The 19,609-nt window shown below is 54.5% G+C and carries 15 protein-coding genes and 1 pseudogene; 7 read left to right on the forward strand and 9 right to left on the reverse strand.

Annotated elements, in window-relative coordinates:
* Positions 1–60 precede the first annotated feature (60 nt).
* Positions 61–1,230, forward strand: coding sequence for an endonuclease/exonuclease/phosphatase family protein (locus G7064_RS17270; RefSeq protein ID WP_166074554.1), 1,170 nt, complete (start codon positions 61–63; stop codon positions 1,228–1,230).
* On the opposite strand, the gene G7064_RS17275 is transcribed toward G7064_RS17270, so the two are convergent.
* The 5 genes from G7064_RS17275 to G7064_RS17295 all read right to left on the reverse strand — a co-directional run bounded on the left by G7064_RS17275 (position 1,227) and on the right by G7064_RS17295 (position 7,342).
* Entirely contained in the window at positions 1,227–2,372 is a 1,146-nt protein-coding gene (locus G7064_RS17275) for an FAD-dependent monooxygenase (RefSeq protein WP_166074555.1), read from the reverse strand. The two genes, G7064_RS17270 and G7064_RS17275, sit on opposite strands and share 4 nt — an antisense overlap.
* Before the next feature lie 189 nt (positions 2,373–2,561).
* Positions 2,562–4,508 carry a molecular chaperone DnaK gene (gene dnaK / locus G7064_RS17280; protein WP_166074556.1) on the reverse strand — a complete coding sequence of 649 codons (1,947 nt, stop codon included), beginning with the start codon at positions 4,506–4,508 and terminating at the stop codon, positions 2,562–2,564.
* A gap of 484 nt (positions 4,509–4,992) precedes the next feature.
* The gene (locus G7064_RS17285) at positions 4,993–5,934 is read right to left on the reverse strand and encodes an alpha/beta hydrolase (RefSeq protein WP_166074557.1); all 942 of its coding nucleotides are present in this window, start codon (positions 5,932–5,934) and stop codon (positions 4,993–4,995) included.
* Positions 5,931–6,713 carry a pseudouridine synthase gene (locus G7064_RS17290; protein WP_166074558.1) on the reverse strand — a complete coding sequence of 261 codons (783 nt, stop codon included), beginning with the start codon at positions 6,711–6,713 and terminating at the stop codon, positions 5,931–5,933. Before G7064_RS17290 ends, G7064_RS17285 begins: the two co-directional genes overlap by 4 nt.
* A 143-nt stretch (positions 6,714–6,856) precedes the next feature.
* Complete coding sequence (locus G7064_RS17295; protein ID WP_166074559.1) at positions 6,857–7,342, reverse strand: hypothetical protein; 486 nt, start codon at positions 7,340–7,342, stop codon at positions 6,857–6,859.
* Positions 7,343–7,470: 128 nt separating this feature from the next.
* Here G7064_RS17295 and G7064_RS17300 point away from each other — a divergent pair, with 128 nt between their 5' ends.
* Entirely contained in the window at positions 7,471–8,184 is a 714-nt protein-coding gene (locus G7064_RS17300; RefSeq protein ID WP_166074560.1) for a hypothetical protein, read from the forward strand.
* Positions 8,185–8,219: 35 nt separating this feature from the next.
* Here the strand turns inward: G7064_RS17300 and G7064_RS17305 are convergent, their stop codons facing one another.
* Together G7064_RS17305 and fabG are read right to left on the reverse strand one after the other, a co-directional pair.
* A complete protein-coding gene (locus G7064_RS17305) occupies positions 8,220–10,337 on the reverse strand; it encodes a VWA domain-containing protein (protein ID WP_240935556.1) in 2,118 nt (705 codons plus the stop codon).
* 365 nt (positions 10,338–10,702) lie between these two features.
* Positions 10,703–11,452: a 3-oxoacyl-[acyl-carrier-protein] reductase gene (gene fabG / locus G7064_RS17310; RefSeq protein ID WP_133273665.1), complete on the reverse strand. Its 750-nt coding sequence runs from the start codon at positions 11,450–11,452 to the stop codon at positions 10,703–10,705.
* A gap of 96 nt (positions 11,453–11,548) precedes the next feature.
* Here fabG and G7064_RS17315 point away from each other — a divergent pair, with 96 nt between their 5' ends.
* Positions 11,549–12,793, forward strand: a complete 1,245-nt coding sequence (locus tag G7064_RS17315) for a geranylgeranyl reductase family protein (RefSeq protein WP_166074561.1) — start codon at positions 11,549–11,551, stop codon at positions 12,791–12,793.
* 144 nt (positions 12,794–12,937) lie between these two features.
* Here G7064_RS17315 and G7064_RS17320 read toward each other — a convergent pair whose 3' ends face one another.
* Entirely contained in the window at positions 12,938–13,132 is a 195-nt protein-coding gene (locus tag G7064_RS17320; RefSeq protein WP_166074562.1) for a hypothetical protein, read from the reverse strand.
* 219 nt (positions 13,133–13,351) lie between these two features.
* Here G7064_RS17320 and G7064_RS23325 point away from each other — a divergent pair, with 219 nt between their 5' ends.
* Positions 13,352–13,564 carry an FAD-binding protein gene (locus G7064_RS23325; protein ID WP_410505507.1) on the forward strand — a complete coding sequence of 71 codons (213 nt, stop codon included), beginning with the start codon at positions 13,352–13,354 and terminating at the stop codon, positions 13,562–13,564.
* Entirely contained in the window at positions 13,507–14,745 is a 1,239-nt protein-coding gene (lpdA, locus tag G7064_RS17325) for a dihydrolipoyl dehydrogenase (RefSeq protein WP_410505558.1), read from the forward strand. Before G7064_RS23325 ends, lpdA begins: the two co-directional genes overlap by 58 nt.
* A 61-nt stretch (positions 14,746–14,806) precedes the next feature.
* On the opposite strand, the gene G7064_RS17330 is transcribed toward lpdA, so the two are convergent.
* The gene (locus tag G7064_RS17330; protein ID WP_166074563.1) at positions 14,807–15,727 is read right to left on the reverse strand and encodes a DMT family transporter; all 921 of its coding nucleotides are present in this window, start codon (positions 15,725–15,727) and stop codon (positions 14,807–14,809) included.
* Positions 15,728–15,896: 169 nt separating this feature from the next.
* On the opposite strand from G7064_RS17330, the pseudogene G7064_RS17335 reads away from it, so the two are divergent.
* A pseudogene (locus tag G7064_RS17335) lies at positions 15,897–17,248 on the forward strand (replication-associated recombination protein A).
* 59 nt (positions 17,249–17,307) lie between these two features.
* Positions 17,308–19,071: a signal peptide peptidase SppA gene (sppA, locus tag G7064_RS17340; RefSeq protein WP_166074564.1), complete on the forward strand. Its 1,764-nt coding sequence runs from the start codon at positions 17,308–17,310 to the stop codon at positions 19,069–19,071.
* Positions 19,072–19,609: the final 538 nt, after the last annotated feature.

Here is a 19,609-nt window from a genome sequence, read left to right on the forward strand (position 1 = left end):
AGTTGGGGGGCATTTTTTCTTTCAACAAGTAAATTTTGTATTCCGAATATTTCCTGCCCCATGCCTGACATCGACGCACCACTTTGGATTTTGCTTGCGCACGGCCTCGTGCTGCTGCTTTCGGTTGCGGCACTAATAGGCACACTTCTTCCTCTGCTTCGCGCGGAGGCCTGGTGGATACGGGTATTTGACTTTCCGCGTCTGCAAATTGTCGGTTTGGCCCTCCTGACTCTTGCCGGCGGATTGGTATTGGAATGGCACAAATTGCCTGACTATTGGGGCATCGGGCTCTTGTTGGCTCTAGCTGCAGCCGTGGTGTACCAATTGGTTCGTATTGTGCCTTATACGCCGCTGGCGAGCAAGCAAGTGGGCGACAGTACGGAGCTTGATAATGACGGCCGCCACTTAAGTCTGGCCGTTATGAATGTGCTGCAATTCAATAAGAAAGGCAAAGAAGCGCTGGCTGAGCTGGAGCGCATCGATCCGGATATTATCATGGCGGTGGAGACGGATAAATGGTGGCTGGAGCAACTGCGGCCGCTGGAGAAAACCCATCCGTACACCTGTCACGAGCCGCTCGATAACACCTATGGCCTGCTATTCTTCTCGCGCCTCCCCGTCCGCGACTGTCACATCAAGTACCTGCTCGACGATGATGTGCCTTCCCTGCACACCCACGTGCAGCTACCTGATGGCAAAACCTGGATTCGGCTGTATGGCTTGCACCCCAAGCCGCCAGCACCCCAAGAAGCCAAAACCAGCACCAAGCGCGACGCGGAGTTGCTGCTGGTGGGCAAAGAAATAGAGAAGAAAGACGAGCCTACGGTTGTATTTGGCGATATGAACGACGTGGCATGGTCACACACGTCCGAGCTGTTTCGGCGCATCAGCGGTCTGATGGACCCACGCGTGGGCCGCGGTCTGCTGCCTACCTTCCACGCCGACTATTCCCTTTTGCGCTGGCCCCTCGACCACGTATTCGTGTCGCCCGACTTCAAAGTAGACGACATTCAACGGCTCAACTACGTCGGCTCCGACCATTTTCCCATCTACATCAAGCTTAGCTACGAACCACACGATAAGCATATTCAGAAGGAGAATGCCGAGCAAGCTGACGCTGAGGACCACGAAGAGGCCGCTGAAAAGATTAAGGATGGCTTTCAGGAGGAGCGCGAAGAGGAGTTAGAGGAAGCCGCTGGCGCCGACCAAAAGAAAGAGTTGACTACCTAGATATCCGTTTCGTACAGGAAAGCCATTTGATGATTGTTCACGGTGGCGGGCACGCGGCGCATTACGGCATTGCGCAGGCCTACCAGCCACGGCTGCTCCATCTGGGCCACTTTACCTAACTGCCACGACTGATTGACAATGCGAGTTGTGCGCGGCCGACGCTGGGCATCAAAGGCCTGAAAGGCGGACTCAATGCCGTTGGCTTGCGCCAGACAACTGGCTAATACGGCAGCATCCTCTACGGCTTGGCCCGCGCCCTGCCCCATGTTGGGCGTAGTGGCGTGGGCTGCATCGCCAAGGAGCAGCACTCGGCCAAAGTTAAAGCGCCCCAATGGCTTCAAATCAATAATATCACCCCAGATAACTTGCTCATTTGTAGTGAGCGCCAGCAGCTCGGGAATAGGGGAGTGATAGTCGGCAAAATGCCGCTGCAAATCGGCTAAGTGGAAAGCGCGGTACTGTGGATTTTGCGCTTGGGCGCTATTAATGCAGGCAAACCAGTACACCTGTCCATTGCCTAATGGCACCACGCCAAAGCGTCCGTTGCCGCCCCAGGTTTCGGTAGAGCGACCTGCGGACAAGTTCAGTGACTGTGCTTGTATTACGCCCCGCCAGCAGGTGTAGCCCGCGTAGCGCGGCTGCGAGGAGGGCAGTAGCTGCCGCCGCACTCGCGACCGAATACCATCAGCGCCAATCAACGCCTGCGCTTCCAGGTGCTCGCCATCGGTGAAATAGGCAGTTACGTGGTTGTCTTTTTCCTCAAACCGTTCCAGCGCCTTGCCCAACTGTACGACGTCGGGGGGTAAATTTGCTAGCAGAATCCGTTGTAAGTCGGCGCGGTGAATGGCTAGGTTTTCATAGCCAAGGCGGCGGGTGAAGGGCGTGGTATCAATGTCATTGAGGATACGGCCGTGGTGATCCAGCAAGCTGATCCGAGTAATGGGAAAACCCGCAACACGCACGGCATCGTGCACGCCCAAACGGTCGAGCGCCTGCATGGCATTGGCGCCCAACACTACGCCCGCTCCGATTTCGCGCAGTTCAGTGGCAGCTTCCACTACCTGTACGTCGTGGTTCTGCTGGCGCAGGGCCAATGCCGTAGCTAATCCTCCAATTCCTGCCCCAGCGATGATGAATTTCATGCTTAGTGTCTATAGCTTAAATAGAACAGCGTAAGGGTGCGTCGTCGCGCCTAATAGGTGAGCAACTCGCACTACACTGGATATACAACGACTGCGACGATGCGTCTCCGCGCTATTCTAATTACAAACAAAACCATATAAAAAAAGCCCCCCAACAGACTGCTGGGGGGCTTTTTTTGAAGTGGCAACTTACTTGTTGCCACCTACTTCTTCGTAATCAACATCGGTTACGTTATCAGCAGTTGGCTGGCCTTGCTGGCCGTTGCCGTTTGGCTGACCTTCGCCGCCTGGGTAGCCTTGTGGCTGACCCTGAGCGTCGCCACCTTGCGTAGCGGCATACATCTCTTGCGAGGCAGCCTGCCAAGCAGCATTGATAGCCGTCATTGCGGTTTCGATAGCACCGAGATCTTTGCTTTCATGGGCCTTTTTGAGGTCAGCAAGCGCATTCTCGATAGCTGTCTTGTTGCCGCCGCTTAACTTGTCGCCGTACTCCGAAAGCTGCTTTTCAGTCTGGAAGATCATTGAGTCGGCAGCGTTTACCTTCTCAATGCGCTCTTTCTCCTGCTTGTCAGATTCTTCGTTGGCCTTGGCCTCGTTGCGCATCCGCTCAATGTCGGCGTCGGTCAAGCCGCTGCTAGCTTCGATACGGATTTTCTGCTCCTTACCCGTGCCTTTATCCTTGGCCGATACGTGCAGGATACCGTTAGCGTCAATGTCGAAGGTTACTTCAATCTGCGGTACGCCGCGGGGGGCTGGCGGAATGCTGTCGAGGTGGAAGCGACCGATGGTGCGGTTCTGCGAAGCCAATGGGCGCTCGCCTTGCAACACGTGAATCTCTACCGAAGGCTGGTTGTCAGAAGCCGTGGAGAACGTCTCCGATTTCTTGGTCGGAATAGTCGTGTTCGACTCAATGAGCTTGGTCATTACGCCGCCCATCGTCTCAATGCCCAGCGAAAGCGGGGTCACGTCGAGCAAGAGTACGTCTTTAACTTCACCGGTCAATACACCGCCTTGGATAGCAGCACCGATGGCTACTACCTCGTCAGGGTTCACACCCTTCGAAGGCTTCTTGCCAAAAAACTTCTCAACTTCTTCCTGAATGCGTGGAATACGCGTCGAGCCACCTACCAAGATCACTTCGTCGATATCTGAAGTGCTCAGGCCAGCGTCTTGAAGAGCTTTTTTGCAAGGCTCCATCGAGCGCTTCACCAAGTTGTCGGCAAGCTGCTCAAACTTTGCGCGGCTCAGTTTCACTACCAAGTGCTTCGGACCTGAAGCGGTAGCCGTTACATAAGGTAAGTTGATTTCAGTTTCGGTCGAGCTGGAAAGCTCCACTTTAGCTTTTTCAGCAGCTTCTTTCAAGCGCTGTAGAGCCATCGGGTCTTGGCGCAGGTCGAGACCTTCGTTGTCGCTCTTGAACTGCTCAGCCAGGAAGTTGATGATCACTTGGTCGAAGTCGTCACCACCTAAGTGCGTGTCACCATTGGTGCTCAATACTTCGAATACACCGTCGCCAAGCTCCAGGATAGAAATATCGAACGTACCACCGCCAAGGTCATACACGGCGATTTTCTGGTCCTTGTGCTTCTTGTCAAGGCCGTAAGCCAACGCAGCAGCCGTAGGCTCGTTGATAATACGCTTTACATCAAGGCCCGCAATGGCACCAGCTTCTTTAGTAGCCTGGCGCTGGGCGTCGTTGAAATAAGCGGGTACCGTAATAACGGCCTCTGTTACGCTCTGGCCCAGATAATCCTCGGCGGTTTGCTTCATTTTCTGAAGCACCATTGCCGAAATCTCCTGAGGCGTATACTGGCGGTCGCCAATCTTCACAGCTACCGTGTTGTTAGAGCCACGCTCCAACGCATACGAAACCATCTTGGACTCTTCAGTTACTTCACCGAAGCCGCGGCCCATGAAGCGCTTAATCGACTGAATCGTATTCTGCGGGTTGGTAATGGCTTGACGTTTAGCTGGGTCACCAACTTTACGCTCACCTTTGCCCCCGTCAAGAAACGCTACGATAGATGGCGTCGTACGGCGGCCTTCGCTATTCGGAATAACCACCGGCTCGTTGCCTTCCATAACGGCCACACAGGAGTTCGTGGTGCCGAGGTCAATACCAATTATTTTGCCCATCTGAATGGTATAGTTAAGTAAGTGGAAATGTCAGAGTGTATAATGCGATTTGCTCGCTCGGGGTGAATGGCAAGCAGCGTACCAGCAGGCAAATCAGCCCATTTCCGTGACAGATTGTCATTTTTGAATATCCCAATCGGCCATTTCCCGCCGCTCTGGCTTTTTATAAAGAACTAGCGTCGCATCGTGTGTCAGGTCGGGGGATGGCCACGAATAGCCTAGTTAAGCCAAGCTTAATCGATCGAACTTATGACTTGTATCCGGCTATGTCATGCAGAGGCGGAGCCGAAGCATCTCGCGTGTTTACTAGAAGCATCTCGCGTGTTTACTAAGAGTAGTAACCTCTCATCAGCATGCGAGATGCTTCGCTCCGCTCTGCATGACGTTCTGGATTAGCACAATCTCAGTACGGGAGATGCTCCGCCTCTGCATGAGGTCCTTATGGCGTCGCTTCAGAAGGGTAAAAAAGCGTTGGGGGGCTTTTTTACAGCATATTTCGCTGCAAAAACCGTTGAATGGTGCTGCGCCAGGCCACTTGGTGTTTGCTATGGTAGGGCTCGTGGCCTACGCCGGCAAAGTAGCGGCGCTGCTTCGGGCCACTTAGCGCGGCGTAGATGGCATCCGTTTCCTGGCGAGTTACGCGGGAGTCGGTGAGGCCGTAGAGTAGGAGAGTGGGCGTTTGAATGCGGCTGGCGTAAGCGCGGGCATCTAGGTCGAAAGCCCAGAAGCCGTTTTGCACGCCGCCCCAGAATACCAACAGGTTTGCCAGCGGAAATGCGGGCACTTGGAGCGCGTGAAAGCGGTTTTTGGCGGTCTGGAGCATGCTGCCGTAGGGGCATTCTAGAATAGCGGCCGTTGGTCGCACACCCAGCTCACTCTCTGCCCGCAGAATTGCTACTGCACCCATCGAAACCCCATACACAAACAGAGGGGCCGTTGGCTGTTGTGCTTTCAGAAATGCGTAAGCAGCGGCTACGTCGTCGGCTTCGCGATACCCTACGGTAGTTTGCACGCCTTCCGAGCCGCCATTGCCAGCAAAGTCGAGTAGCAACACCGAAAAGCCTTGAGTGCGAAAAAACTCGGCCTCCGTCAGGAGCTTCGACTTGTCGCCGGTGTAGCCATGAAACAGCGCCACCTGCCCCAGCGCATTGGGCACGGAGCTAAACCAGGCTTCCAGCCGCCCATTGGGGCTATCCAGCAAAACGGTCTCGTAAGGAAACGCCGGCGTGGCCTGATTGACCGGCTTCGGATTCTGGACGCCCGTAAGAAGCAGCGCCGCCTTCTGCAACGCGGAAAGCTGTTCGGGGCTCGCCTGCTTGGCGCCGGGTTCGTCAGAAAAATGGGTGAAGCGCCAGGCGTGAAAAAAAGCTACCGCGTTGACCAATACGAGGGCCAACGCACCTGCGGTCAGCCAACTCCGTTTCATCGGGGGCGGGAAGTTTTGGGGCCGCGCTTGGGTCGGTCACTCGCGCCTTTGGGGCTTTTATCTGAGCCAGCCGGGCGCTTAAAATTGGAAGGAGCAGGCTTGAAGGTTTTGCGGGCGGGCGTACCAGTGCTGGGCGCAGTGGAGGCAGTAGCGGGTTTGCTCTTTGCCTCTTTCGATTGCACTTGACGCTCGGCGGGCATTTTGGTAGCCGAGAAAGCGGCTTTCAGTTTGGCTGCTTCCGGTGCGGTTAGCTCGCGCCATTGACCGGGGGCCAAATTTTCTACTTCCAGATGCGCGATTTTCACCCGAACAAGGCGCAGCGTAGGGAAACCCACGGCAGCCGTCATCTTGCGCACCTGCCGATTAATACCCTGTGAAATCGTGATTTGCAGCCAAGAAGTAGGAATATTTGCCCGGAAACGAATGGGCTTAGGGCGCTCCCAAATAGCGGGTGGCTCGGGCAGTAGTTCCACTTCGGCTGGCGCAGTGAAGCTGGTTTTGATATCAACCCCCCGCCGCAAAGTAGCAATTGCCTCTTCCGTCGGTATCCCTTCTACCTGCACCCAATACGTTTTCGGCACCTTAAAGCGCGGCTCCGACAGGCGATGCTGCAGGGGCTTGTCGTCGGTGAGCAGTACGAGGCCTTCACTATCGAAGTCCAGCCGACCGACGGGGTAAATCTTGGGGATGGGAACAAAGTCTTTGAGCGTAGCGCGGCCGTTTTCGTCCGTGAATTGGGTGAGAACTTCGAAAGGTTTGTTCAGCAGGACGTAGCGCATGAGGCGGAAGGGGTAAAGCAGAGTGGGTTTCCCTGCCCTCCATCAAGATTCGCAAAAGGCAGCGAAAAAGCAAAGGTCGGCAGAACCAGCCGCTTTCGCGCTAGAACCTAGCTTAAAGGAGAAAGAAGACGACTGGGGGGCTTTTATTTGGCCTTTACGCGGCTACTCGGCTGCAGCTCCACCTGACCAGTGAACAGTACCGTTACCTCGCGCGGTGGATAAACCACTGCGTCTACACTATCACGGCGCGTGGTACCGTCGTTATCTTCATTGCGGTAAATATGGCGCACGAAAAGGCCTATGCGCGTGGTGTCGGTCTTTCGAGCTAATAATTGCTCATGCTCCTGCGTACGACGGGTGAAATCAGCCGTCGGAGCCTGAGGAGTATCAGCTACAGTTGTAACAGCTGCGGTGGCTTGGTTGCGCTGATTCATTTTTACCACGTAAGCAATCGAATCCTGACGTGTGAAGGGCTGAATATAGAATGCCTCAGCGCGGTAATTGCCCGTTTTGCTCATGCCATGCTGCACATATTCTGATACGGCTGCTTGTGCGTGTTCGGCAGGTGCTTGCTCGCAACTGGCGAGTAAAACTAGGAGGACAAAGGCGTGGAAAAAGGCAGATTTCATATGGTGAGTTGTAAGCGTAAGCCAGAGTAATAGTATACTGCCTAATAATAATTAAGTAAATCAAGGCTTTATTCACAGATGCGAATGTAACGCATGTCGCGTATTCCCTGATTTCCTACTAATTACTGATGCGCCTCTCTCTACTCATACTTCTTCTAGTGCTTGGCAGTTGTGAATCGGATTATCGTGTTTGTCCTGCAACACATACGAATCCGACTAACCTCCTCTACAACGACGTGGTGATTGAACTAATTGAGCGACGCTTCTATCTAAGTTATCTCCCAGACGAAAACGTCAAAGAGATTGAGCGTTATTTCAGTGGCGTAAACCTGTTGGAACCGACCCGAGCTGACTCAATATGGATAGGGAAGCAGCGAGTGCGCTTTCAGCGTCAACTCTTCCAAGATACGGCGCAGTTTCAAACCTTCTATTTGAATACAGTATGGCAAGGCAATCCAAAATTGGCCGATTTACCTGGTCAATTCACTGCTTTTCGGGCTGGCTCGCGCATTGCGACTATGCTTACGACCTTCGCGCCGCACCTAGAACAGGCGGCGTTAGATAGTCTTAACGGTATCCAAACACGGATGCAGGCGGCGGAATTTCAACTTTGTACATCCAAATTGCTACCTGCTAGGCCACGTCCTTATACACGTCCTCTTAACATAGGAGGCGGGGTGTTAACTCTCTCTAACGTGGTATTTAATAAATCTCAGGATCAAGCACTGCTTTCTTATGGGTGGCTATGTGGCCCAAAGTGTGGGTTTGGAGAAGTACTATGGGTGGAGAAAATACAAGGCCGTTGGCGAATTAAACAGGCTGAAGGAACCTGGATTTCCTGAGAAACGCATCTAGCTAATTTGTTTGGGCGGTTGTACTAGCACAACGTTGCTTTGTACTGGTAAGTCGGTCCTAACCTAAATGCCCCCGAGTACTTGCGCGCCGCCCACTCAGCTGATACTAGCGCTACCAGCAGAAAAAACAGCCACTTCAGATTTATTAAATCCTTAATGTTTTCCTGGCTGTAAATCACAGGTTTGTAATTCGCTTTCTGAATGTCTTGGGTAAGCTGATCAAATTGCTGGGGATAATAGAGCCGCGAACCGCTACGGCGGGCGAGCTGGTAGAGCAGGTTGTGGTCGGCGCGGGCGTTGAGAGCTTCAAGCTGTTGCTCCTGCACCAGCAATTCGCCCCGATCCTGCTGATTTTGCCCCCCAAGCGTGGCGCGGGCCACATAGCGGTACACTCCGCCGGGCAAGGTGCCCAGCCGCAGCGGCGCGCTATCTTCGCTATTCGTGAAGGAATAATTGCGAGTCCGCTGCTGCTCGTCGGTCAGCGTTAGCTCGATTTTTTGGCCATAGATGCGCTCAAAAATAGCGTTGTATGTTTCCGCCCCGAAAGTAATTTCGTCGGCGGTAGTGAAGGCATCCTGGGTTGGATATACGTCGAGGCGCTTCTTGTTGGCGTTGGCAGTCAGCAACTGCAGGGTGCGACTGATGAGGCGGTCGTAAGCATCGGGGCGGTCGGCGTGGTCGGCGGCTTCTTGTAGGCGCCACTGCCAGCCGCCGTCGGTAAGCAAGGTAGCACGGCGCTGCTCGGGCGTGCCGCCAAACACCAGCAATGGCTTCTGTGTTTTCAATCGGCCTACTTGCTGGTACAGAGCTACCTCGGCCCCGCCGCCCAACCGGTATTCGCCAAACGGCACCGGCGCCGGCGGATACGCTGCGAAGCGCTGCAGCGCATCTTCCTCGAACGAAAACCGCGAAAATGAGGTGTTCAACACGGGGGTTACCTCATCCGTCTGCTGGCCGCGAGGCGCAATGGTAAGGCCGGCACCAAGGTTATTGTAGGCGGTCAAATCGGACTGCGCCCCAATGATAAATAAGGTTGGGGTGCGGCGGCTGCGCACTTGGGCCAGGACCTCATTACCCACGCCCAAGCGAGCAGGTAATTGGTGCAGAATAGCTACATCATAATCCTGCGCTTTTAAGGGCGCAATGCCGGGCAGATAAATGGTCAGGTCGAAGTTGTCGTTCTGCAGAATTGCCCCCCGGAGCGCTTTAATATCTGGGTGGGGCGCGGCGCCGGCCAGTAGCACCCGCAGCTTGCCTTTTACTACTTCGATATACGCGTTTTTAGCGTTGTTGAGTGTCGTGAATTCGCCATTTTGGGGCTGAATCGCTATTTCGTAGCGACGCTTGCCGGGAGCAGGAGCAGTTAGCAAGAAGGTGGTTTTCTGGCGGCGCTGACCGGGGGGCAAATTCACTTGCTTGGTTTGCAGCACGCGGCCGTTTTCGCGCAACTGCACTGTAGCCGTGCCGCCCCCGAAACCTTCGTAGGCAATTTCGGCCTCAATAGGAAAGCGGTTGCCACTGAAAGCGACGCGGTTGTAGTTTAGGGTAGGCACGCTTAGGTCGCGCTTCGGCACGGTATCGCCCACGGCCACGCTATAAATCGGGAAGTTAAACTCGGAGTACACCGGCGAGCGGCCTTGGTTCACCAGCCCATCCGACACAAGCACCACACCCGCCAGATTACGCCCGTCGTAAGCCTCACGCACATCCGTAAGCAAGGCATCCAGGTCAGAGCTAGGAGCCTGAAACTGCACCGAGTCGGGCCGGACAGCGCGAGCCGGGCTGGGGGGCAAAACCTGCGTCTCAACCCGAAAACCCTTGCCTCGCAAGGTAGTAGCCAGCTGCTGCAAACCAGTAGTAGCCTGGCGCAGCACCGCCGGCGGGGTAAATAGCCCTACCGATTGAGAGTTGTCCACGGCCAGCACAATGGTGGGATCTTCGGTCGTGGTGGTAGTCGTTTTGACGAAGGGCGAAAGCAGCAGAAAACACAGAAAGCTCACAACTACGAAGCGCAACGCGGCCAGCCCATAATTCAGGCCTTTGCTCCACGGCGCTTTGGCCGAGTAGAGCAGCGCCGCGTAGCCCGCGCCCACGGCCAGGCACAACAAAATCAACCAGGGAGAAGCAGCGACAGAAATCAAAGAAAGGAATAGCAGCAAGTGTGAGTACCAAAAACCCCGAAATAGGCTGTAGAGTTGCGCGCCCTATACATGACGCTGAAAAAGCTGGGTCTGGTGGCGAAGTTAGTGAGTTGGAGTCTAGTATGTTGAAAGGGCAAATAGCGGTGAGAATAATAGCCTATTGGAGAATGTCTATAATAAAACGGCTCGTATTCGACTGATTGATATTAAAAATTTAGACAGTAAAGCTATTTGCCGGTCATGCAGAGGCGGAGCCGAAGCATCTCGCTTGCTGATGTTGCAGCAGTGTGTACAACGACCTCACGCGAGATGCTTCGGCTCCGCCTCTGCATGACATTTACCAAGCAATTACCGACTGCCCCGGTCTACGTCAGCATGCCGCCGTCTACTTGCAGCACTTGGCCGGTGATGTAGCTGCTGTCATCGGAGGCTAGGAAGGCGGTGGCTTTGGCTACATCTTCGGGGGTGCCGCCGCGCTTGAGCGGAATAGCCTTGCGCCACTCATCTACCTGCTTAGGGTCGAGGGCGTCGGTCATTTCGGTTTCGATGAAGCCGGGAGCAATGGCATTGCAGCGAATATTGCGCGAACCTAGCTCCAGCGCTACTGACTTCGTGAAGCCGATAATGCCTGATTTGGACGCCGCATAATTGGCCTGACCAGCGTTGCCTTTGATACCTACTACCGACGTCATATTGATGATGCTGCCGGCTTTGGCGCGCATCATCGGCTTGATGGCGGCTTTGGTTAGGTTGAACACCGATTTTAGGTTGACGGCCAGCACTTGGTCCCAGTTCTGTTCGCTCATGCGCATGAGCAAGCCATCTTGGGTGATACCAGCGTTGTTGACCAGAATATCCAGGCGGCCAAATTCGGTCATCACATCATCGACCAGCTTTTCGGCTTCGGCGTAGAGGGAGGCGTCGGAGCGGAAGCCTTTGATTTTGGTGCCGTGCGCAGCTAGCTCCTGTTCGAGCTGTTGGCCTTTCTCCACGCTGGAGAGGTAGGTGAAGGCAATGTTGGCGCCAAGTTGGGCGAAATGGGTAGCAATAGCGCGGCCGATTCCTTTGGAGGCGCCAGTGATGAGGGCGGTTTTTCCGTCGAGCAGTTTTGTCATGTGGGCGAAGGTAACAAGGCTGGGCATTATCCGCTAACCAATTGCAGCAACGCTGCTGGTAGGCATTCAAAAGGCATCGTACCTTCGCCCCGATCTATGCGTGAAACCGACATCTGCATTCTTGGGGCCGGACCCGGCGGTGCTACAGCAGCCCTGCACCTAGCCAACGCCGGCCAGCGCTGCCTGCTACTCGACCGCGCCACTTTCCCCCGCGACAAAATCTGTGGCGATGCGCTCAGCGGCAAAGTCGTAAGTGAACTGCGCCGCATCAACGAAAATTTGCCCCCTAGACTCGCCGCCGATGCTGCCCAACTGCCCGCATGGGGCATTGATTTCTTTGCGCCCAACGGTCGCCGCCTCGGTATTCCGTTTCGGCCCCATTTCAACAAAGCCACCGACCCCGCCGCCGGCCACATCGCCAAACGCATCGATTTCGATAATTTTCTGGTAGAAGAAGTGCGCCAGCGCCCCGAAATTGAGCTATTGGAAGGCGTAGATATCACCCAACACGAACGCACCGCTGATGGCCGCTGGCACCTGCGCTCCGCTGATGGCGCAATAGAAATTAAAGCCAAAATATTGCTCGTGGCTAACGGGGCGCAGTCGGCGTTTGCGCGGCAGATTGGCGGGCATCAACTGGAGCCTGACCATCATTGCGCCGGCCTGCGGGCGTATTATCAGGGCGTAACGGGCTTGAGCAAAGACAACTTTATAGAGCTGCACTTCATCAAAGAATTTTTGCCCGGTTACCTCTGGGTATTTCCGTTGCCTAATGGACAGGCCAACGTAGGCGTAGGAATGCTGAGCAAAACCGTTTCCCAGAAGAAAATAAATTTGCGTCAGCGCCTCACCGAGATTCTGGAAACGCACCCAGCTTTGCGTGAGCGATTTAAAGACGCCGAACGCTTAGGTCCGGTGCGCGGTTTCGGCTTACCGCTGGGCTCAAAACGTCGCTCTCTTTCCGGCGACGCCTATATGCTGCTCGGCGACGCGGGCTCCCTCATCGATCCATTCTCTGGCGAAGGCATCAGTCACGCGATGGTAAGCGGCCGCCACGCTGCTGATTGGGCCGCGCGGGCCCTAGCCGCGCATGATTTTTCGGCTGCCTTTCTCAAAGGCTATGATGTAGCGGTATACAATCGGCTGTGGCAGGAGTTGCGCCTGAGTCGGGCTATGCAGCGCTTGTTAGCGTTTCCGTGGTTATTCAATGTGGTAGCTAATCGCGCCGCCAATAATCCCACCCTGGCCGAAACCATTAGCAATATGTTCTTGGATTTGAACCTGCGCGAGCGGCTGCGGCAGCCAAGCTTCTATGTGAAGCTGTTGTTGGGTAGTAAATAAGTATGCCGCTCAAATTTAAACAGGCGGTCATGCAGAGCGGAGCGAAGCATCTCGCGTGCTGACGCAGGAATAGCAATCTAATGGCGCGGGCGAGATGCTTCGCTCCGCTCTGCATGACCACCTTGTGAGATAACTGAGCTTATTTTAAAGGGTCGAATCCTGTGGGGTGGTGCTGAGGGAATCGAGGTTGCGGGGGGCGGCGGGCTCACGCTCTATGGCCCGGCGGGCCGATGGGGTTGACTTATACTTAGTTGGGGCTTCCTGTTCGGGCGTGGAAGCGCACTGCGAAGCGAGCAGCAACACGGCGGCCGCAAGGAGTGAGCGTAAGGCTGTTTTCATAACACTAGAAAGTAAGGACGAAGCCCAAACCGGACCAGTTGTCACGCGGTTGTGTATTGTACGGTGAGGCCGCCGCCGGGGGGCAAATTCACGTGCTTTTTACGTAAATCAGCTCTTCAAAACCTTATTGTTGAGAGTAACAAACGCTGGTTATCTTTGCCCGGCTCGGGCGGCTGGCCTTCCGGACGAAATTTTCTATCTCTTCTCAAGCACAAGAATATGGCATTGCAATATGATCTGGTCGTGGTTGGCAGTGGGCCGGGTGGCTACGTAGCCGCTATTCGGGCTTCACAACTCGGGTTGAAAGTAGGTGTAGTAGAGCGCGAGTCGTTGGGGGCATTTGCCTCAACTGGGGCTGCATCCCGACCAAAGCGCTGCTCAAAAGCGCCCAGGTATTTGAGTATTTCAAACACGCTGAAGACTACGGCCTGAAGGTCGAAAACCCGAGCTACGATTTTGGTGCAGTAGTGCAGCGCAGCCGCGGTGTGGCCGATGGCATGAGCAAGGGCATCAACTTCCTGTTCAAGAAGAATAAAATCGAAACCGTATCAGGCACCGGCAAACTGCTGGCTCCCGGCAAAGTGGAAGTAACCAAAGCCGACGGTTCGAAAGAAACCGTGGAGGCCAAGCACATCATTCTGGCTACCGGCGCCCGCTCACGCGAGCTGCCTAACCTACCCATCGACAACAAGAAAATCATCGGTTACCGCAAAGCCATGACGCTGGAGCAAATGCCCAAGCGTCTTGTGGTAGTAGGCTCAGGCGCTATCGGCGTTGAGTTCGCATACTTCTACCGCGCCATGGGCTCGGAGGTGACCATCGTAGAGTTCATGCCCCGCATCGTGCCCGTGGAGGACGAGGAGGTGTCGCGGCAGATGGAGAAGTCCTTCAAAAAGATGGGCATGACCATTCTCACCAGCGCCGAAGTAACCAACGTAGACACCAAGGGCGAAGGCTGCAAAGTGACGGTGAAAACCGCTAAAGGCGACCAGCAAATTGAGTGCGACGTGGTACTCTCGGCTGTAGGCGTGCAAACCAACCTCGAAAACCTGGGCCTCGAAGAGCTGGGCATTAAGGTAGAGAAGGGCCGCATCATCGTGGATGAGTTCTACAAAACCAACGTGGACGGCATCTACGCCATCGGCGACATCGTGCCTGGCCCAGCGCTGGCCCACGTGGCTTCTGCTGAGGGCATTATCTGCGTGGAAGCCATTACCGGCCACCACCCTGAGCCGCTCAATTACCAGAACATCCCCGGCTGCACCTATGCCCAGCCCGAAATTGCCAGCGTCGGCATGACCGAAAAAGAAGCTCGCGACAAAGGCATCGATATTTTGGTGGGTAAATTCCCTTTCTCGGCCTCAGGCAAAGCCAGCGCCGGCGGCGTGAAAGATGGTTTCGTAAAAGTGATTTTCGACGCCAAGTACGGCGAATGGCTCGGTGCCCACATGATCGGCTCAAACGTAACCGAAATGATTGCCGAGGTAGTGGTAGCGCGCAAGCTCGAAACTACCGGCCACGAAATCATCAAGTCGGTGCACCCGCACCCGACTATGTCGGAAGCCATTATGGAAGCTGCCGCCGCTGCCTACGGCGAGGTAATCCACTTATAATTCGTCTTTAGTAACTAAAAAAGCCCCCCAGCTATTTGCTGGGGGCTTTTTTAGTGAAGGTTTAATCCTGCACGGGCTCCAGCGGCACCTGCGGCCTTGGCTTACGGCTTACTAGGAATACGCCGCCAAAAATCAGGGCCGCTTGCAGGGCCCGGCCCCAGGTAAAGTGGTCTTTGCCTAAGCTCACGGCAATAAGCACGGCCAGCACCGGCTGCAAATAAATATACACGCCCAGCAGGGCAGGGGAGGCGTATTTCAGTGCCCAGTTATTAAGCAGATACGCAATGATGGTCAGGAAAAGGACCATGTAAATCACTTCGGCCCAGATGTAAAGCGGGAAGTGTGCATAGTCGGTCGTAATTGCATCGCGCCAGCCAAAAGGCACGGCTATTACGGCACCTACGAGAAATATCCGAGCCAGCACGGTGAAGGCATTATACTTTCGCATGAGTGGCGTAACCAACACCAGATATACCCCAAACGCGGTGGCGTTCAGCAGAATAAGAATATTGCCCAGCGTAGCATTCGGGTAGATAGCGTCGGTGGGGTTGCGACTCAGGATAAGCGTAGCAGCACCTATGGCCCCCAGCAAAATGCCCCCCACGCGGGCTTTCGTGATTTTTTCGCCCAGCAGAATGGCCGAAGCAATGACTACCACGATGGGGGCAATAGTTTGCAGCAACGACGCATTAATGGGCGATGTATAATTCAGCCCAGAGAAAAATAGCAGCTGATTGACTCCAATGCCCGTGATGCCGCAGATAATTGAGCGTATAGTATCGGCGCGGCCCTGAATGCGGTCTTGGGGGGCAATTAGACGACTGAGAATGGCAAAAAACAGCGCAGCGCCCACAATGCGCAGCGTCACGATGCCGAAGGGACCCATATACTCGGGCATCACATCCTTGGAGAGACTATAGTTGGCAGCGTAAATCAGGGCTACCAGAAACAAGGCCGCGTGGACGCGCAGGGAATTTTTCATCGCCGGCAAAGGTACGGGTAGCAGGAAGCTTCTTCTGCGCCTTTTGTTCAGCTAAGGTTACCTGCCCAAGTACTGCACCACCTGCCAACCGAGCAGTAGCTTATCTGTAGTATTCTTCATTCGGTCGGCTCCTACGCTACATTTGAGCTTCGTTTTACGTTATTCTTCCATGACTACCGGCTCCCTCTTCGATTCTGAACCTACGCCTGCCCAAACCGCTAAGCCCAGCTCCAATGCTCCACTCGCAGAGCGTCGGCGTCCGCGCACGCTCGCGGAGTATGCTGGCCAACAGCACTTAGTGGGGCCAGAAGGCGTACTGCGGCGCTATTTGGCCGGAGGTCGTTTGCCGTCTATCGTTTTGTGGGGACCGCCCGGTGTGGGCAAAACAACCCTAGCGCACTTACTGGCAGAAGAGTTAAAGCAGCCTTTCGTGGCTCTGAGCGCCATTAATGCCGGTGTGAAAGACGTGCGTGACGTGATTGAGAAAGCCAAGTCGCGGCCGGGCACGGTGCTGTTTATTGATGAGATTCACCGCTTCAGTAAGTCGCAGCAGGATGCGTTGCTCGGGCGGTGGAGCGTGGCGTGGTCACGCTTATTGGCGCTACAACGGAGAATCCTTCGTTTGAAGTAATTCCGGCTTTGCTGAGTCGGGCGCAAGTGTATGTGCTGGAGCCGCTGAGCAAGGAAGTACTGACTGAACTGGTGGATAAGGCCCTGGTCGAAGACGAAGTTCTACAGCGCAAAAAAGTGCGCGTAGCCGAGTACAACGCCCTGCTCACTATTTCGGGCGGCGATGCTCGTAAGCTGCTCAATCTGCTGGAAATAGTAGTTGAAGCGAGCCCTGCTGATGCGAAAACGGGCGAAACTGTCATTACGGATGCGTTGGTGCAGGAACTGGCGCAGCAACACCTCGCCCGCTACGACAAAGGCGGCGAAATGCACTACGATGTCATTTCGGCTTTTATCAAAAGCATTCGTGGCTCCGACCCCAATGCGGCCCTATACTGGCTGGCCGTGATGCTGGAAGGCGGCGAAGATGTGAAATTCATTGCGCGCCGTCTGCTTATTCTCGCTTCCGAAGACATCGGTAATGCTAACCCAAATGCTCTGATGCTGGCCCAAAGTTGTTTTCAGGCTGTCACGGTTATTGGCCTGCCCGAAAGCGACATTATTTTGGGGCAAACTGTTGTGTATCTGGCTACCAGCGTGAAGAGCAATGCCAGCTACAAAGGCATCCGGGAGGCGCGGGCGCTGGTGCGCCAGCAGGGCGTGCAGTCAGTGCCTATTCCGTTGCGCAACGCCCCCACGCGCCTGATGAAGCAGCTCGGCTACGGCCAGCAATACCAGTATTCCCACGACTATGAAGGCAATTTTGCCCCCCAGGAGTTTTTGCCCGAAGCCCTCAGCGGCACGCGCTTCTACGACCCTGGCCACAACGCTAGCGAACAGAAACTGCGCGAGCGGCTGCGGCAGTGGTGGGGGCAAAATACGACTACTAATACCCTCGGGCGTTGGCAGTAAGCCACCGTTGACCAAACCCTTCTACATTTGTTAAGCACGCGGATATAATTCCCCTTCCAATGAGACAGTTTTTGAAATTTGTATTGGCCACGATAGTTGGTCTAATGGCGTTTGCCTTCATCGGCTTTCTGCTGCTCGTGGGCGTCCTGGTGACGGCTGCCAGCTCCGAAGATGAGGTAGAGATTGCCCAGAACTCGGTGCTGGAGTTGAAGCTCGATCAGCCTATTTCGGAGCGGGAGAACCCGGAGTCGCTGGGCAGCTTTATGGGCGGTGGTAGCAATGCCAGCAGCGGACTGGACCAGATAAAGGAAGCCATCCGCCGCGCCAAAAAGGACGACAACATCAAGGGTATTTTCCTGAATGTGGAACTGGTGCAAGCCGGTATGGCCACGCTGGAAGAAATTCGTAACGAGCTGATCGACTTCAAGAAGTCGGGCAAGTTTGTGGTTGCCTACAATGATCTGGCATCTGAAAAGAGCTACTACTTAGCTTCCGTGGCCAACCGGATTTATTTGAACCCGCAGGGTACACTGGAATTCAATGGCTTAAGCTCGGAGACGTACTACTACAAAAACCTCTTCGAAAAGCTGGGTATTGAGCCGTATATCTTTCGGGTAGGCTCGTTCAAGAGTGCCGTAGAGCCTTATTTCCGGGACAGTATGTCGGATTCGGCGCGGCTGCAAACCTCGTCGTTTCTGAATTCGATGAACGAATTCATGCTCAGCCACGTGGCGAAGTCGCGCAAAATTGCCCCCGCCCGTCTGCGCGTCATTTCCGACTCCATGCTGGTACACAACGCCGACGATGCCAAGCGTCTCGGCTTGGTTACCAACCTCGGCTACTATGATCAGGCCCTAAGCTTTATGAAAAAGAAAGTGGGCGTGGAAGAGGACGAAAAACTCGGCCTTGTTAGCCTAAGTACCTACCAGCGAGGCGAAGACAGTGGCAGCAAAGGCAGCGGCTTCAAACGCATTGCCGTCATCTACGCCGATGGCGACATCGTAACTGGCAAGGGCGGCAACAACGACATCGGCAGCACTCGTTTTGCCGAAGCCATTCGCCAGGCCCGCCTCGACGACAAAGTGAAAGCTGTGGTGCTGCGCGTCAACTCACCCGGCGGCTCGTCGCTGGCCTCCGATATTATTTATCGCGAAGTAGTGCTCACCAAAAAAGTGAAGCCCATTGTGTGCTCTATGTCCGATGTAGCGGCTTCGGGAGGCTATTTTATTGCCATGGCCTGCGATACCATCGTGGCTCATCCCAATACCATTACGGGTAGCATTGGCGTGTTTGGCGTGTTGCCCAACATTCAACCGCTGATGCGCGACAAGCTCGGCATTACCACCGACCGCGTGACTACTGGTAAGTTCTCCGATCTGCCGACCATCACGCGTCCGCTCACGGCCTTTGAACAGCAGCAGCTGCAAGAGGAAGTAAACCGCATTTACGCCGACTTCACCACGAAAGCCGCCAAGGGCCGCAACATGCCTGTAGAAAAGCTGCGCGGCTACGCCTCCGGTCGGGTATGGTCGGGCTCGGAAGCCAAGGAGCGCGGCCTCGTGGACGTGCTTGGCTCCTTTGAAGATGCCCTGCGCATTGCCGCTCGCCGTGCCAACCTAGAAGAGGGCGACTACCGCTTGCAAAGCTTGCCCCGCCAGAAAACGTTCGTGGAAAATATCTTCGAGAGCTTTGGCTTAGAAGCGCGGCAGCAACTGGTGAAGCAGGAGCTAGGCCCGCTTTATCCCATGTACGAGCAGTATCAAAAGCTTATCAAGCTAGAAGGCGTGCAGGCGCGCATGCCGTTTGAAATGAACATTGAGTAAGTTTTGCCAAACAGAAAGACGAGGCAGCACGGGCACATGGCCCGTACTGCCTCGTCTTTCTGTTTGCATACGCTTAGCGTATTCTACTTCCATAGTAGGTGGTGTCCGGTAAATGGCCTGGATTCCCACCATTCTTATAAATAAGAAGTATGCTATCACCTTTTTCCTCTAGATGGACTCTGGCGTAGTAGGCTCCTGCTTTGACATCGCCAAAACTATAATTCGACAACGATTTGCCCGATACGGCAGGCCACTCAGTAGTTATAGTCTTATAGGGCACTACGTAGTTTTTGATTTTTATTGAATTTGAACCGATTGCTACTACATCAAAAGTGGCTGCTGGTAAGCGTTTAAAATTCACTATGTGCCCTCCACTTGGGTGTATAGTCCAATAACGAGCAATAATTTTATCGAAACGATAACTTCCTACTGCCTGCTTCTGTGGTGACAAGGGGGATGGGGGCTTTTTTTACAACTTAATAAAGTCACGAAAATGCTTACTAAGTATATATTAGAGCGTGTCATATTGCATAAATTA

The sequence above is a fragment of the Hymenobacter sp. HDW8 genome (assembly GCF_011305775.1).
Lineage (GTDB): Bacteria > Bacteroidota > Bacteroidia > Cytophagales > Hymenobacteraceae > Hymenobacter > Hymenobacter radiodurans.

Excerpts from the sequence above, each read along its gene's own strand:
- G7064_RS17270 (WP_166074554.1), top strand. The coding sequence starts at position 61 with ATGCCTGACATCGACGCACCACTTTGGATTTTGCTTGCGCACGGCCTC.
- G7064_RS17275 (WP_166074555.1), bottom strand. The coding sequence starts at position 2,372 with ATGAAATTCATCATCGCTGGGGCAGGAATTGGAGGATTAGCTACGGCA.
- dnaK (WP_166074556.1), bottom strand. The coding sequence starts at position 4,508 with ATGGGCAAAATAATTGGTATTGACCTCGGCACCACGAACTCCTGTGTG.
- G7064_RS17285 (WP_166074557.1), bottom strand. The coding sequence starts at position 5,934 with ATGAAACGGAGTTGGCTGACCGCAGGTGCGTTGGCCCTCGTATTGGTC.
- G7064_RS17290 (WP_166074558.1), bottom strand. The coding sequence starts at position 6,713 with ATGCGCTACGTCCTGCTGAACAAACCTTTCGAAGTTCTCACCCAATTC.
- G7064_RS17295 (WP_166074559.1), bottom strand. The coding sequence starts at position 7,342 with ATGAAATCTGCCTTTTTCCACGCCTTTGTCCTCCTAGTTTTACTCGCC.
- G7064_RS17300 (WP_166074560.1), top strand. The coding sequence starts at position 7,471 with ATGCGCCTCTCTCTACTCATACTTCTTCTAGTGCTTGGCAGTTGTGAA.
- fabG (WP_133273665.1), bottom strand. The coding sequence starts at position 11,452 with ATGACAAAACTGCTCGACGGAAAAACCGCCCTCATCACTGGCGCCTCC.
- G7064_RS17315 (WP_166074561.1), top strand. The coding sequence starts at position 11,549 with ATGCGTGAAACCGACATCTGCATTCTTGGGGCCGGACCCGGCGGTGCT.
- G7064_RS17320 (WP_166074562.1), bottom strand. The coding sequence starts at position 13,132 with ATGAAAACAGCCTTACGCTCACTCCTTGCGGCCGCCGTGTTGCTGCTC.
- G7064_RS23325 (WP_410505507.1), top strand. The coding sequence starts at position 13,352 with ATGGCATTGCAATATGATCTGGTCGTGGTTGGCAGTGGGCCGGGTGGC.
- G7064_RS17330 (WP_166074563.1), bottom strand. The coding sequence starts at position 15,727 with ATGAAAAATTCCCTGCGCGTCCACGCGGCCTTGTTTCTGGTAGCCCTG.
- sppA (WP_166074564.1), top strand. The coding sequence starts at position 17,308 with ATGAGACAGTTTTTGAAATTTGTATTGGCCACGATAGTTGGTCTAATG.